This window comes from Asticcacaulis sp. (assembly GCF_047605585.1).
In the GTDB taxonomy this organism is placed as follows: Bacteria; Pseudomonadota; Alphaproteobacteria; order Caulobacterales; family Caulobacteraceae; genus Asticcacaulis.
On record NZ_JASGFK010000016.1, the window covers coordinates 1 to 14,965 of the forward strand.

Annotated in this window: 14 protein-coding genes; 8 read left to right on the forward strand and 6 right to left on the reverse strand. The window is 59.6% G+C overall.

The genetic code is table 11. From position 1 onward, the window contains the following. Positions 1-457 (reverse strand): superoxide dismutase (locus QM647_RS19175; RefSeq protein WP_414997167.1); only part of this gene is annotated, 457 nt, incomplete at its 3' end. Positions 458-627: 170 nt separating this feature from the next. Beyond that, entirely contained in the window at positions 628-1,767 is a 1,140-nt protein-coding gene (locus QM647_RS19180; RefSeq protein ID WP_414997168.1) for a bifunctional 2-C-methyl-D-erythritol 4-phosphate cytidylyltransferase/2-C-methyl-D-erythritol 2,4-cyclodiphosphate synthase, read from the reverse strand. Between the two features lie 61 nt (positions 1,768-1,828). On the opposite strand from QM647_RS19180, the gene QM647_RS19185 reads away from it, so the two are divergent. From QM647_RS19185 to QM647_RS19220, 8 genes are all read left to right on the forward strand, one after another. Beyond that, positions 1,829-2,815, forward strand: coding sequence for a tRNA dihydrouridine synthase (locus QM647_RS19185; RefSeq protein ID WP_414997169.1), 987 nt, complete (start codon positions 1,829-1,831; stop codon positions 2,813-2,815). A gap of 174 nt (positions 2,816-2,989) precedes the next feature. Then, positions 2,990-5,245, forward strand: a complete 2,256-nt coding sequence (locus QM647_RS19190) for an ATP-binding protein (protein WP_414997170.1) — start codon at positions 2,990-2,992, stop codon at positions 5,243-5,245. Between the two features lie 13 nt (positions 5,246-5,258). Continuing rightward, a complete protein-coding gene (locus QM647_RS19195; protein WP_414997171.1) occupies positions 5,259-6,659 on the forward strand; it encodes a sigma-54-dependent transcriptional regulator in 1,401 nt (466 codons plus the stop codon). Between the two features lie 75 nt (positions 6,660-6,734). After that, positions 6,735-7,598 carry a D-amino-acid transaminase gene (locus QM647_RS19200; protein ID WP_414997172.1) on the forward strand — a complete coding sequence of 288 codons (864 nt, stop codon included), beginning with the start codon at positions 6,735-6,737 and terminating at the stop codon, positions 7,596-7,598. Positions 7,599-7,711: 113 nt separating this feature from the next. Then, complete coding sequence (gene hfq, locus QM647_RS19205; RefSeq protein ID WP_414997173.1) at positions 7,712-7,960, forward strand: RNA chaperone Hfq; 249 nt, start codon at positions 7,712-7,714, stop codon at positions 7,958-7,960. 23 nt (positions 7,961-7,983) lie between these two features. Continuing rightward, positions 7,984-9,312: a GTPase HflX gene (gene hflX / locus QM647_RS19210; protein WP_414997174.1), complete on the forward strand. Its 1,329-nt coding sequence runs from the start codon at positions 7,984-7,986 to the stop codon at positions 9,310-9,312. Positions 9,313-9,413: 101 nt separating this feature from the next. Beyond that, positions 9,414-9,845, forward strand: coding sequence for a MarR family winged helix-turn-helix transcriptional regulator (locus QM647_RS19215; protein WP_414997175.1), 432 nt, complete (start codon positions 9,414-9,416; stop codon positions 9,843-9,845). Further along, the gene (locus tag QM647_RS19220) at positions 9,845-11,398 is read left to right on the forward strand and encodes a DHA2 family efflux MFS transporter permease subunit (protein ID WP_414997176.1); all 1,554 of its coding nucleotides are present in this window, start codon (positions 9,845-9,847) and stop codon (positions 11,396-11,398) included. Before QM647_RS19215 ends, QM647_RS19220 begins: the two co-directional genes overlap by 1 nt. Positions 11,399-11,413: 15 nt before the next feature. On the opposite strand, the gene QM647_RS19225 is transcribed toward QM647_RS19220, so the two are convergent. From QM647_RS19225 to QM647_RS19240, 4 genes are all read right to left on the reverse strand, one after another. Further along, positions 11,414-11,965 carry a winged helix-turn-helix transcriptional regulator gene (locus tag QM647_RS19225; RefSeq protein WP_414997177.1) on the reverse strand — a complete coding sequence of 184 codons (552 nt, stop codon included), beginning with the start codon at positions 11,963-11,965 and terminating at the stop codon, positions 11,414-11,416. 149 nt (positions 11,966-12,114) lie between these two features. Further along, positions 12,115-12,651, reverse strand: a complete 537-nt coding sequence (locus QM647_RS19230; RefSeq protein ID WP_414997178.1) for a hypothetical protein — start codon at positions 12,649-12,651, stop codon at positions 12,115-12,117. Beyond that, positions 12,638-13,429 carry a nucleoside triphosphate pyrophosphohydrolase gene (gene mazG / locus QM647_RS19235; protein WP_414997179.1) on the reverse strand — a complete coding sequence of 264 codons (792 nt, stop codon included), beginning with the start codon at positions 13,427-13,429 and terminating at the stop codon, positions 12,638-12,640. Before mazG ends, QM647_RS19230 begins: the two co-directional genes overlap by 14 nt. Next, complete coding sequence (locus tag QM647_RS19240; protein ID WP_414997180.1) at positions 13,426-14,754, reverse strand: MFS transporter; 1,329 nt, start codon at positions 14,752-14,754, stop codon at positions 13,426-13,428. The genes mazG and QM647_RS19240 overlap by 4 nt, the downstream gene beginning before the upstream one ends. Between the last annotated feature and the right edge of the window lie 211 nt (positions 14,755-14,965).

Sequence of the window (14,965 nt, forward strand, 5' to 3'; positions counted from 1 at the left end):
CACCCTTGGTGAACGGGGTTTCGGCATTGCCGGTCTTGACGACCTTCAGCTTGCCGTCGCTGCCCAGAACCAGCCAGGCCCAACCGGAACCGAACTGGGTGGCGCCGGCGGTCTTGAACTGCTCGACGAAAGCATCGAACGAACCGAAATCGGCATCGATCTTGGCCGCCAAGGTGCCGGTCGGCTTGCCGCCGCCATTGGGCTTCATGGATGACCAGAAGAAGGTGTGGTTCCAGACCTGGGCGGAATTGTTGAACACGCCGGGATTCTTGCCTTCGGAGGCTTTGACGATCTCGACCAGCGACAGGCCGGCAAATTCGGTGCCTTCGATCAGCTTGTTGAGATTGTCGACATAGGCCTTGTGGTGCTTGGCGTGGTGATAGCTGAAGGTATTGGCCGACATATGCGGCTCAAGGGCATCGGCGGGATAGGGCAGGGCGGGAAGTTCGAAGGCCATGGGAATACCTCTAATCTGGGTAAGGGAGGAAGATGCGTACCTTCGTCATATATTCGGGGAAAAATAGCTTTTCAATAGGCTGAGGCAGTGAGAATGCTTCGCAATAAATACCATAGAATTTCAATGGGTTTGCCTGAATTCTCAATCCACCGGAAGCCGTTGGAAAAGCGTCAGATTTCGATGGACGCGATGGCCTGTGCCGCCAGGCCTTCGCCGCGACCGGTAAAGCCCATCTGCTCGGTCGTGGTAGCCTTGACGCTGACGCGATCGACCGTGACAGCGATAATCTCGGCAATGCGCTGGCGCATCGCCTCACGGTGCGGCTTGATCTTCGGGCGCTCGCAGATCAGGGTCACGTCGACATTGACGATCTCGCCGCCTTTCTGACGGATCAGATCGGCGGCGTGTTTCAGGAATTGATCGGACGAGGCGCCCTTCCATTGCGGATCGGTTGGCGGGAAATGATCGCCGATATCGCCCAGACCGGCGGCGCCGAGCAGGGCGTCGGTGAGGGCATGAAGTCCGGCATCGGCGTCGCTGTGGCCGATCAGGGTCTGGTCATGAACGATCTCGATCCCGCACAGCCAGACGCTTTGCCCCTCTCCCCAGCGGTGGGCATCGAACCCTTGGCCAATTCTTATTTGTTTCAAGCTTTTATCTCCGGAAATTAAGGCGTCCAGCAGGGCGAAATCGGCCGGATAGGTCAGCTTATGCAAGCTCATATCACCCTCGACCAGGGTGACATTGATACCGGAATGCGTTGCCACGCTAGCTTCATCGGTCGGACTCTGGCCGGAGGGCCAGCGTTCGTAGGCCTTCAGAATGTCGCCCAGACGGAAGGCCTGGGGTGTCTGTGCGCGCCACAGATTGTCACGCGCGGGCGCCTCGACAATGCGGCCATGGTCGCCACGCTTCAGGGAATCGGTCACCGGCAGGGCCAGGATGGCGGCGGGTTTTGTCTCAAGTTCCTTAAGCAGAGCCTTGATATGATGCGGTTTCAGCAGCGGGCGAGCGGCATCGTGGATTAGAACGATCTCATTACCGGCGGCACCCAGCGCTTTCAGGCCGTTGACCACGGAATCGGCGCGCTGCGCGCCCCCAACAACGATGCGGACGCGATCGCCAAAGGCGAGATGCGCCTGCTCGAAATCTTCCGCCGGGACGACAACGACGATCCGGGCGGCGCCCGCCGCTTCAAAGGCCGTCACCGACCAGTCCAGCACCGGGCGGCCGCCCAGCGGCATCCATTGCTTTTTGCCGCCGGAGCGGCTGCCGGACCCGCCGGCGACGATGATGGCATTGAATGTCATCCGGCCTGTTTAGCCTGAAACCAAAGTAGCGCAAGGGGGATGAATTGTGTATGAGGGCCGCATGACCGCAAAAGTTCTACAAATCGGCGATGTGACCGTACCGGGCCGGGTGCTGATCGCACCCATGACCGGCGTATCAGACCTGCCGTTCCGCTATATGGCCAACAAGCTCGGCGCGCCCTATACGGCCACCGAGATGGTGGCCTGCGCGGACATGGAACGCGGCCGGCCGGATATCGTGCGCAAGGCGCAGCTGGGCGAGCACGACGGCCTGAAGATCGTGCAACTGGTGGGGCGCGATCCGGTCCATATCGCCCGCGGTGCGCAGCTGGCGGAAGAGTCGGGCGCGCACATCGTCGATCTCAATTTCGGCTGCCCGGCCAAGGAGGTCACCGGCGTGCTGTGCGGCTCGGCCCTGATGCGCGATCTCGACCAGGCCGAACGTATCATGGCGGCCGCACTGCAGGCAACGTCGCGCCCGGTCACCGTCAAGATGCGGCTTGGCTGGGACGATCATAATGCCGCCGAACTGGCGGTGCGCGCCGAAAGACTGGGTATCGCCGCCCTAACCGTCCATGGCCGGACCCGTCAGCAGTTTTACAAGGGTGAAGCCGACTGGGGTGCCGTTTCGCTGGTCAAACAGGCTGTGAATATTCCGGTAATCGTCAATGGAGACATCATAGATCTCGAAACAGCACAGGCAGCGCTGGCGCAATCCAGCGCCGATGGCGTCATGATCGGGCGCGGCATCTATGGCCGCCCGTGGTTCGCCCGCGACCTAGACCAGGCGCTGAACGATAACCAGCCCTTGCCGGAAATCGCCCTGGAAGACCGGGCAAACTGGCTTATCGAGCATATGCAAGCCTCGCTGGCTTTTTATAGCGATAGTCTCGGCCTGCGCATGTTCAAGAAGCACCTTGGCGCCTATATCGAGGCTTCGACGCACAATGCGGACCCGCTGGTACGCCGCCAGGACAAGGCCCGCCTGTGCCGGATGGACGATCCCGCTCAGATCGAACGCGATATTCGCCTGCTGATGGCCGGTTAGGTTAACCCCAAAAAATCGTGATATTTGCAACATTGCTGTTGATATTTGGACACAGTAGTGCGCAAATGTCACTCTCTTGGATTTAAGGCGAAACCCGGTTTGAAGGACGCATCGGCAAGACGGCGATGGCTGCCCATTTTCCTGCGCAGTCTGAAAACGCTCCGCACCGCGGGCGTGCAGAAGCTTGCCCTGGGCGCGGCCTATGGCGCCTCAATCCTCACTACGGCCTTTATCGTCTGGCTGATCGTCGCCACGCCGGGCACCGGCCTGACTATCAAGGGGCCTGTCGGCAATACTGCCGATTACCTGCTGATCCTGGTATCTCTGAACCTGGCCCTGCTTCTGGGGCTGGTTTTCTTCGTGCTCCGCCGGGTCATCAATATCGCGCGCAGTCGCGGCGCGGATGCCGGTGCGCGCCTGCACCTGCGCTTTGTCTTCCTGTTCTCACTGGCCGCTGTGACCCCCGCCATCATCGTGGCCCTGTCGTTCACCTTCCTGAACCGGGGGATCGATACCTGGTTTTCCGACCGGGTGCAGACCTCGGTGGAAAACGGCTATGACCTGGCCGGCGTTTATCTGACCGAGGCCATGCGCACCTCAAATGCCGCCATGCAGGCCGTGAAGCAGCGCGTCGAAAGCCCCGAAGGCCGTGCACTTTTCCCTGACCGGCTGGCCTTTTCGTTGGGGCTGAACAAGATCCTCAACGAGGAAAAGGCCGAGCTGAGCGCCATCTACATCATCGACCGCAACGGGCAGATTCTGGCCCGGGCGGAATCGCCCCAGGCCCCGGTCTATATGGCGCCGCCCAGCGATACCATCGAGGATGTGGCAGCCACCGGGCCAAAGGCCTATCCCTATGGCAATCCGGACGCCATTCGCCTGCTATATTCGTTGGATGATTATAACGGTGCCATGCTTTACGGCATCAAGCCCTTACCGACCGGCATCTACGCCAAGATCCAGACGGCCAATCAGGCGATCAACGATTACCGCGAAACGACCAATAAGAAGATTCGCGCCCAGGGTATCTTCTTTATGGCCTATCTCGAAGCCGTGCTGCTGGTGCTGATCGGCGCCATCTGGGGCGGCACCTCGGCGGCGGAAAGCATTGCCGTACCCGTAGCGCGGCTGGTCCAGGCCTCGGACAAGGTGGCCGGCGGCGATCTCAGCGCACGCGTCCTGACTATCAACCAGTCGGAAGATATCGCCGTACTGTCGCGCGCCTTCAACCGCATGACCTCAGACCTGCAAAGCCAGCAGGCGGCGCTAAAATCGGCAGGCGAGGAGGCGGAAAGCCGCCGGCGCTTCATTGAGACGGTGTTGTCGGAAATCAGCGCCGGCATCATCGGCCTCGACGTGCTGGAGCATGTCTCGGCCATCAATCGCCACGCCGCCCACTTCCTCAGCGTCCCTTCGGATGAGGCCATGGGGATGAAGATTCGCGAACTGGCGCCTGAAATCACAGAACTTCTCGACAAGGTGTCGTTGCATCGCGTCGAGGAGCAGGAGGTCGATCTGGTGCGCAAGGGCGAGACCCGGCGCGTGCGCGTGCGCATCTCCGGCCTGGAGACCGGCGGCGCAGTCCTGACCTTCGATGACATCACCCGTCTGATCGCCGCCCAACGCAATGCCGCCTGGAAGGATGTCGCGCGGCGCATCGCCCACGAGATCAAGAACCCGCTGACGCCGATCCAGTTGTCTGCCGAACGCATTCGCCGCAAGTACCGCCCGCAGATCGAGACCGATGTCGATACCTTCGACCGCCTGACCGATACGATTGTCCGCCAGGTCGGCGATATCGGCCGGATGGTCGACGAGTTCTCCTCCTTCGCTCGCATGCCGGCCCCGAATTTCGCCGAGGAGGACGCCGCCGAGATGGTGCGCGCCGCCGTCTTCGCCCAGCGCGTGGCACGGCCCGATATCCAGATCGTCATTGTCGAGCCCTTGCCGGAGCTGACCGTGATCTGTGACGGCCGCCTGCTGAGTCAGGCCCTGGGTAATGTGCTGAAGAACGGTGGCGAAGCCATCACCTCCCGCCTGATGCGCGACCATGGCACGGAGCAGGTTGAGGGACGCGACGGTATTGTCGGCCACCTTCAGGTCGAGATGTCCCAGGTGGACGGCGAACTGGTGATCGAGGTCGAGGACGACGGGATCGGCCTGCCGGAAAAAGATCGCGACCGGCTGACCGAGCCCTATGTGACGACTCGTGAAAAGGGAACGGGCCTCGGCCTGGCGATTGTGAAGCGTATACTCGAAGACCATGGCGGTGAATTCTATCTCAGCGACGCGGTCCATCTCAGCGGTGCGAAGGCGGTGCTTCGGCTGCCGCGCACCCAGACGGCGCAAGCCCCGGCTTCGGCGTCTGAAAGTTCGGAAGGCGGGCCGAAAAGCCCGCAGGTAATTGGCCAAGAATCGGTAAAAATCTAACGGTGAAAATCTGATGAAAGTCTCCTCTGGCGTCGATATTCTGGTTGTGGATGATGAAGCGGATATCCGCGAGTTGATCGCGGGTATCCTGGAAGACGAGGGCTATTCGGTGCGGACCGCGCCGGATTCCAACGCCGCCCTGCGTGCCATAAAGGCGCGAAAGCCCAGCCTGTGCGTCCTCGATATCTGGATGCAGGGCGGGGGGCTGGATGGCCTGGAACTGCTCAGCGTCATCCACGAACTGGATCCGGATATTCCGGCCATCATGATTTCGGGCCACGGCAATATCGAAACCGCCGTGACCGCGATCAAGAAAGGGGCTTTCGATTTTATTGAAAAACCCTTTAAAACCGAGCGCCTGATCATGGTTGTTCAGAGAGCGCTTGAACTGACCAGTCTGCGCCGAGAAAACAAGCGCCTGCGCAGCCAAGCCGTCGTGCCGGACGGACTGATCGGAAATTCCGCGGCGGCGCAATTGCTGCGGTCGACCATCGCCAAGGTGGCGCCGGCCAATTCACGCATCATGATTTCCGGTCCGGCCGGCTCCGGCAAGGAGCTGGTGGCGCGAATGATCCACGAGATCAGCCCGCGCGCCAAGTGCGAGTTCGTGCCGATCTCCGCCGCCGGCATGACGCCGGAACGGCTCGATGTCGAGCTGTTCGGCGAAGAGGGCGATGGCGGCCGACCGCGCAAGATCGGCGTGTTCGAACGCGCCCACGGCGGCACCCTCTTCCTTGACGAGGTGGCCGACATGCCGCCGGAAAGCCAGAGCCGCATCCTGCGGGTGCTGGTCGAGCAGCGCTTCACCCGCGTTGGCGGGGCGCAGGACGTGCAGGTCGATGTGCGGGTGATTTCCTCTACCTCGAAGGATCTGTCGTCCGAAATCACCGCCGGGCGTTTCCGCGAAGACCTGTTCCACCGCCTGAACGTGGTGCCGGTGCGCGTGCCTGGCCTGAGCGAGCGCCGCGGCGATATCGCCGAACTGGTGCAGTATTTCATCGACCGTATCAGCGCGGCGCAAGGGTTGCCGAGACGCACCCTGAGCGAGGACGCCATGGCGACCCTGCAGGTGCATGAATGGCCGGGCAATGTCCGTCAGTTGCGCAACAATATCGAGCGCCTGCTGATCCTGGCCACCGGCAATCCGAACGATCCGATCACCGCCCACATGCTGCCTTCGGAAGTGGTCGAATCGGCCACGGCCGGCGCCATCCGGCCGGAGCGCATCATTGCCCTGCCGTTACGCGAGGCGCGGGAAGTCTTCGAACGCGAATACCTGTCATCGCAGATCGTCCGCTTCGGCGGCAATATCTCGCGCACGGCCAATTTTATTGGCATGGAGCGTTCGGCCCTACACCGCAAGCTGAAGAGCCTCGGCCTGGCCCACATCCGTGGGGACGAGGATGAAATTTAGGTTGGCGGCGTGATTTTGGATGCGGAGCGAAACGGCGCGGTCTATGGAGACGGTTCCGTTATGCGAGAGTGACCCATGCCCAGAATTGCCTATGTCAACGGCGCCTATGAACGCACCAGCGAGGCCGCGGTCTCAATCGAGGACCGCGGCTACCAGTTTGCCGATGCGGTCTATGAGGTATGGTCGGTGTTCGACGGGCGACTTGCCGATCTGAGCGGACACTTGGACCGGCTTGAGAGGTCTTTGTCGGAACTGCAGATCGCGATGCCGATGCCGCGCACCTCGCTTCTGGTGGTGCTGAACGAAGTCATCCGCCGCAACCGCATCCGCGAAGGCCTGGTCTATCTGCAGATAAGCCGGGGCGTGGCGCCGCGCGATCACGTCTTCCCGGTAGACACCTTGCCATCGATCGTCATCACCGCCAAACCGGTGGATCGCGCCGCCGCCGAGATCAAGGCCGCGGCCGGGATAAAGGCCATCACGGCGCCGGATATCCGCTGGGGCCGCTGCGATATCAAGACGGTCGGATTGCTGCCCAATGTGCTGGCCAAGCAGCAGGCGAAGGCGAAAGGCGCGACGGAAGTCATCTTCGTCGACCACGACGGCTACATCACTGAGGGAGGCTCGACCAACGTCTATATCGTCACTAAGGAAGGTGAGATCAGAACCCGTAGTCTGGAGGCCAATATCCTGGCCGGCGTCACGCGGCTCAACCTGCTGCCGCTGATCAGGGAGAGCGGAATCACCCTGTCCGAAGGCGCCTTTACGCTGGAGGAAGCCCTGGCCGCTACCGAGGTATTCGTCACGGCCGCCACCAGCCTGGTCATGCCGATTGTCGCAATTAACGACACTCTCATTGGTGACGGCAAACCCGGCCCAATCGCTTGTGCCTTAAGGGAAGTCTATATCGAACGCGCCCGCGCCTCGGCCGGAGTCTGAAGATTTTTTATTCCCGCAAGGTTGAAAAGACCTGGAATCTTTGCATAAATAGAGACTTATTGTCTGTGTGAGGGGTATTGTGTCCCTCAAATTTGAAACAAGAAGGGCCGACAATGTCCCACGATAAGAAACAAAACCTGCAAGACACCTTCCTCAACAGTGTCCGCAAAACAAAAACCCCCCTGACCATCTTCCTGATCAATGGCGTCAAGCTCCAGGGCATCGTCAGCTGGTTCGATAATTTCTGCGTCCTGCTGCGCCGCGATGGCCAATCGCAACTGGTGTACAAGCACGCGATCTCGACCATCATGCCGGCCGCGCCGGTCCAGCTGTACGAGCAAGAAGACGATCTTGACGACTAAATCCGTAATCCCGGACACCGTCTTTGAGTGATAAATATGTAGATCACGCGCCCGATATCGTGCGCGCGGTCGTTGTCGATCCCGACATCGATATTCACGTGCGCGGCGCGGAAGCCCCCGCCGCGCGCCGCTATGAGGAATCACGCCTCGAAGAGGCGACCGGCCTCGCCCTGGCCCTCGATCTGGCGATCGTGGGAGCAGTCAGCGTGCGCGTGCGCAAGATCAATCCCGCCACACTGTTTGGGCAGGGGAAGGTTTTTGAAATCAAAGCCTTGTGTGAGGAAGTTGAGGCTTCCTTGTGTGTGGTAAATGGTGGACTGACGCCGATCCAGCAACGCAATCTGGAAAAGGAACTGGGCGTCAAGGTGGTGGATCGCACCGGCCTGATCCTGGAAATTTTCGGCCGTCGCGCGCGTACGGGGGAAGGCAAGCTCCAGGTCGAGCTGGCACGGCTGGAATATGAGCGTTCGCGCCTGGTGCGGACCTGGACCCACCTCGAACGCCAGCGCGCTACCGGCACGACCGGCGGTCCCGGCGAAACCCAGATCGAACTCGACCGTCGCATGATCGCCGACAAGATCAAGCAGCTGAAGTCCGAGCTGGAAGAGGTGCGGCGCACACGCGGCCTGCATCGCAGCCAGCGCAAGAAGGTGCCCTATCCGATTGTGGCTCTGGTCGGCTATACCAATGCCGGCAAGTCGACCCTGTTCAATAATCTCACCAAATCAGAGGTTTTCGCCAAGGACCTGCTGTTCGCGACCCTGGATACCACTCTGCGCTCACTGAAACTGCCCAATGGCCGCTCGGCGATTCTCAGCGATACGGTCGGGTTCATTTCCGACCTGCCGCACGAACTGGTGGCCGCCTTCCGGGCGACGCTCGAAGAAGTGGAGCAGGCCGACCTGATCCTGCATGTCCGCGATGTCTCCAACCCGGAAACCGAGGCGCAGAAGGCCGATGTCGAGCAGGTCATGGGCCAGATCCTGCCCGATCTCGACCGGTCTCGCATGGTCGAGGTATGGAACAAGATCGACCTGCTGGATGAGGAGATGCGGGATATCCTCTACGCCCGGGCCATTACCGACCGCGCTAGCAACAAGCCGCTGATGGTTTCGGCGGTGACCGGGGAGGGCGTGCCGGCCCTGCTAAACCAGGTGGCCCTGCTGGTCGATGCCGAAGGCGAGGAACTGGATATCGTGCTGGAGCCGCATCAGGGCGATGTCATCGCCTTCCTCTACCAGCATGGCCGCGTATTGGACCGCCATGAGGACGAAGAAGGCCGCGTGCATCTGCACGTTCGGCTGAGCGACCAGGCTTACGGCCGATATGAGAAGATGATCGCACGAACCTAGTTTCGTTCATAACAAACCTGCAAAAAATCTTTACTGCAGCTATTGCGTGAATCCTTTGCGAGGCGTAGATGGTTAGATATCTAACTATTAGCCACCTCACCATGTCCGCTGAATACGAACGTTTTTCCTATGCCCTGCATAATGCCGCGCGCATGTGGCGGCTGGCGCTTGACCGGCGCCTTAAGGATCTGGGGATCTCACAGGCCGGCTGGCTGAGCATTGCCTATATCGCCAAGGCCAGTGGTCCGATTTCGCAGAGCGAACTGGCGGCACTGGTGCAGGTCGAGGCGGCCACCATGGTCTCGACCATAGACCGGCTGGAAAAGACCGGGCTGGTGCGCCGCGTCACTTCCGAGACAGACCGCCGGGTCAAGCATCTGGTGCTGACTGTGGAGGGCGAGGCGATCTATGCTCAGGTCAAGGCGCGCGCCGATGACATGCGCCGCGATATTCTGAGCGGCCTGGACGCGACAAAAATGGTGGTCGCCACCGAAATTTTAGAAGATTTGCAAAAACTTATAGAGAATTCCTGATGAGTAGTGCGTCCGTTTCAACTGAGTCATCTGCGCCGCTCAATCGCCCGATGATCACCGTCTCGATCATGCTGGCCACCATTATCCAGGCCATCGACGGGACCATCGCCAATGTCGCCCTGCCGCACATGCAGGGCAGCCTCAATGCCTCTTCCGATCAGATCACCTGGGTGCTGACCTCGTTTATCGTCGCCACAGCCATCGCCACGCCGCTGACCGGCTGGATGTCGGATCGTTTCGGCCAGAAACAGGTCTTTCTCGTCTCCATCGCCGGCTTTACCATCGCCTCTATCCTGTGCGGTCTCGCCGGCAGTTTGACCGAAATCGTCGGGGCGCGTCTGCTGCAAGGCGTCTTTGGTGCCGCTCTTGTGCCACTGTCGCAATCGACCCTGCTCGACATCAACCCGAAGGAAAAGCACGGATCGGCCATGGCGGTCTGGGGCATGGGCGTGATGGTCGGCCCCATTCTTGGGCCTACGCTCGGTGGCTGGCTGACCGATGCCTATGACTGGCGCTGGTGTTTCTTCATCAATGTGCCCATCGGTGCCGCGGCCTTTTTCGGCATCCTGAAATATATTCCGCACCAGTTCGCCAAACGCAGCATCCGTTTCGACGTCTTCGGCTTTACGGCCCTCAGCCTGGGGATCGGGTCGCTGCAAATGCTGCTCGACCGCGGGCAGCAGAATGACTGGTTCTCATCAAGCGAGACCCTGATCGAGGCGGCCATCTGCTTTGTCAGCCTCGGTTTCTTTATCATCCATACGGCTACCAAACCGGCGGGGACGACCTTCTTTAACTACCGGTTGCTGATGAACCGCAACTTTCTGACGGGGCTGCTGTTTATCTTTGTCGTCGGCATGGTGCTGTTCGCCACACGCGCCCTTATGCCCTCTATGTTGCAAGGTCTGATGGGCTATACCGCCCTTTATGCCGGTGTGATTACGGCGCCCAGCGGACTGGGTACCATGCTGGCCATGATGATTGTCGGGCGCATGGTGGGGAAGGTCGACCTGCGCCTGATTCTGGGGGTCGGTTTTGGCCTGACGGCGGCGACGCTGGCCATGATGTGCACCTACACGGTCGACACCTCGAAGAGTGCGATCATCATTCCGGGGATTATTCAGGGTTTTGGCCTGGGGCTGGTCTTCGTGCCGCTCAGCGCCGCCACCTTCGCGACCCTGGCGGGCGATCTGCGGCCCGACGGCACCTCGATCTATAGTCTGGTGCGCAATATCGGTTCCTCCATCGGCATCGCCATGGTTCAGGCCTTCCAGGTCTCCAACACCCAGACGGCACACGAATCCATTGCGGCCACGATGAATGTCTCCAATGCTGCCTTTATGGACAGCGCCTACGCCAAGACGGCCAGTGGACTGGCGGCCATCAATGCGGAAGTGACGCGTCAGGCAAGCATGATCGCCTATATCGATAATTTCTGGCTGATGATGATCCTGACTCTGCTGGCCATGCCGCTGCTGTTCCTGATCGCTGCGCCGAAAAAGAAACTGTCGCAGGAAGAGATGGAGCACGATCAACTGGCGGCTATGGAGTAGGGCTCGGGCTACAGATCAGAACAGGCTGAGGGTTTCCTCGACCGGATCTTCCTTCTTCTTGACCGGCTTTTCCTTGGCCTTTGGCGTGAAGTTACGCGTCAGGCGCTGCGCGAATATCTGCTTGTTCTTCTGCATGTCCAGGATGACCTCCTTGGCCATATTGGCCATGGGCTCATATTTCAGGCCATACAGCGCCAGTTCGACCAGGATGGGCGCGAGATCGGCGCCACGTTCGGTCAGGGCGTAGATGAATTTGCGCTTGTCGGCCGGATCGGCGACCTTGGTGATCAGGCCGTTCTGCTCCAGCTTCACCAGACGATCGGCCAGGATATTGGTGGCGATCTTCTCTTCGGCGCGCAGAAAGCCCTGGTAGCTGCTATGGCCGCGTAACATCAGATCGCGTACGATCAGCATGGACCAGCGGTCGCCCACGGCTTCCAGAGTCAGGTTGATCGGGCAAAGCGAACGATGCGTCTTCTGGGGCGCGGCCTTGCTGGCAGGTTTGGCCGTTTTCTGGGCGGCTTTCCGGACGCCTTTGGCCGGAGGCGCTTTGGCAGGCTTTTTCATACGCGGCACCATAATTCACGGGCAATTCGCAAGTGATGCGCGCGAATGCTACGATTCGCAAGGGGCGTTCAAAATGACTTGTGGATTGAAACCAAGACCATATTCGCCTGCACCTTAAGTAGGGAGCGCAAACTCTTGAATATTCGATTTTATTTTAAAAGTGATGCATTGGCATCGTGAGCAACGCTATAGTCTCGCAGGGCCGTCTTGTCGCCAGAAAGCACTTTCCGAAAGCGAGTGGACACATCAAGCGACTGAAGTGGAACGGTAATTTCAGATACTTGTGTTTCGCAATCATGCTGAATGACGGCCTTATGATGATCTTCGGTCAGGCCCAGCAGACATTGTGAACGGGCATTGCCATAGGCCAGGATATCGCGATCGAACCATTGGGAACGGTGGAAGGCGCGCAGGATGCGGCGCAGCGCGAAGGCCGAGATTTTGTAGTGATAGATGCCGGATTTATCCGTAAGGCTGATCTGTCCTTTGGCATCGATATCCAGTCGGAAATGATCCTGCCGCGCGTAAGTGATGTGTGTATCCGGCGGGATCGGCGTCTGATCAGTCAACTGGTAATACGCTACGAACAGGCCGCCGCAGAACAGCACGCTCAGCAGCGTATTGCGCAGCCGTTTGGGCAATTGCCTTATCTGGGGCTTCCCGCTGAAGGTTTCAGGAATTTTCACGCTCGGCCAGCTTGGCGGCATTCCACAGGGCATCCATTTCGGCGAGATCCGACTGATCCGGCGTCTTGCCGATCTTGGCCAATTCAGCCTCGATGACCTCAAAACGACGGACAAACTTGGCATTGGTCATGCGCAGGGCATTTTCAGGTTCCACATCAAGCTTGCGCGCCAGATTGGCCAGAACGAACAGGATATCGCCCAGTTCCTCGTGCGATTTCTGAACATCGCCTTTCGCGACCTCGGCCTTCAATTCCAGCGTCTCTTCATCGAGCTTGTCGAGCACTTCGTGGACGCTTGGCCAGTCGAAACCGACGCGGGCCGCACGCTTGGTCAGTTTGGCGGCGCGGGTGAGAGCAGGCAGGCCGACCGGCACATCATCGAGCAGTCCATGTTTTGCTTTGGCCTTGCGCTCCGCGGCCTTGGTCACTTCCCAGGCTTCGTTCTGCTCGTCGGGTGTGCGATCACCGGCGTCACCGAAGACGTGGGGGTGGCGACGGATGAGCTTTTCACTCATGCCGGCGGCCACGTCATCGAAATTGAACAGCCCCATCTCCTCGGCGATTCGGGCATGGAAGACGACCTGGAACAGCAGGTCGCCCAGCTCTTCTTTCAGATCGCGCACATCATTGCGCTGGATGGCGTCTGCCACCTCGTAGGATTCCTCGATCGTATAAGGCGCAATGGTCGCGAAGGTCTGTTCCTTGTCCCACGGGCAGCCGGTCTGCGGATCACGCAGCCGACGCATGACGTCCAGCAGGCCTTCGATACCTTTGGTCACAAGATGTCCTTTGCTTTCAGTTGCGCCATGATCGCGGCGTGGCGTTCGGGTGTCAGGTTGTAGCGCCACATCGATACGGCGCCAAGGATCAGGAAAATGACCGGCAGACCGATAAAGAAGATTTCCACCCACATCAAGGCATCCGCCGGGCTGTCCTTGGGTGATTTTACATTGAAGTGTAGGGCGCCCAACAGGGTGATGGTCAGGGCCGAAAGGGCGTAACCGATCTTGGTGGTGGCCGAAAGAATGGCCATCAACGTGCCCTTGTGGTCGTGACCGGTTTCCAGCATGACCTCGTCACCGATATCGGCCATCAGGGCGCGGGTCAGCAGCAGCGAGGCGGCATAGGGGATGCCGTTGGCGAAGGTCATGGCGGCGCAGATCGGAAACTGGTCTTTCGGCGCGAAATACATGGCGCCATAGAGCACGGCGAAGATCAGGGACGAGACGATCAGGGTCTTGTGCTTGCTGAAGCGCTTCGAGGCGATGGTCCAGATCGGTGCCCCGACGATGCCGGCGACGAAATAGAGCAGCATGGCGATATTGCTTTCCATGCGTGTCAGGCCCTTGGTCTCTTCGAAGAAATAGAAGAAGAGGGCGGCCATCACGCCGGGCGCCAGCCCCATGAAGAGATCGGCGTAAAGGATGGCCCGCACATTGGGGCGCTTCCACATATCGAAATAATGGCTGAGCTTCAGGTCGTGCGTCTGGGTATCGGATACCTTTTCCGGCACGATCCACAGGGCAATGGCGATACTGATGGGCAGGGTCAGCATGATAAAGCCGCCCATGACCTGGACCCCGAGTGCGTAGCTGTGTCCCATCCACTGCAGAGCCACCGGAATGACGGCGGCCGCCAGTATACCGATGATATTGCCGACCTGCCACCAGGCGAAGATGCGCGAGCGTTCATTGTAATCGGTGGAAAGGACCGTGCCCCAGCTGGCCTGGCTTAGGGCCGCTATGGAAAAGCCGACATAGAGCACGAACAGCCACAGGCCGAGATAGACGGGGCCGACGCCCTTTTGCGCCAGAAAGATAAAGCCCGTGCTGACGAACAGAATCGGCAGGCAGATCAGCATCCACAGTTTGAAGCGGCCGAGTTTTGTGCGGGTGCGATCCATCCCGTGGCCCAGGATCGGATCGACTAGAATATCAAACAGGCGAACAACAGCGAACACAAGGCCGACCACGGTGCCGAGCTGAAGCTGGGTGCCGTAATATTCCGGCAGGGTGGCGACGAGCGGTAGCCCCAGGGCGGCAAAGGGCACGCAGGGACCGATAAAGGCCAGCATATGAACCAGGCTGACCTTATCAGCTTGCATCTTATTAATCGCCACGCTGTTTCCCCCGAATGTGCGTTCCCAACCATTATCCATACCCTAGGGCAGTGGGAGGATTTTGCAAATCACGCCCGATGTTATTAAAAAAACGGGTGAGTTCTACGTGAGGTGCGAAGTCCGAAAACTTAGTCCCACATCGTTTGTTCTTCACGGATAGAGAAGTCACAATTTCTCACCAATAGAAATGACACTT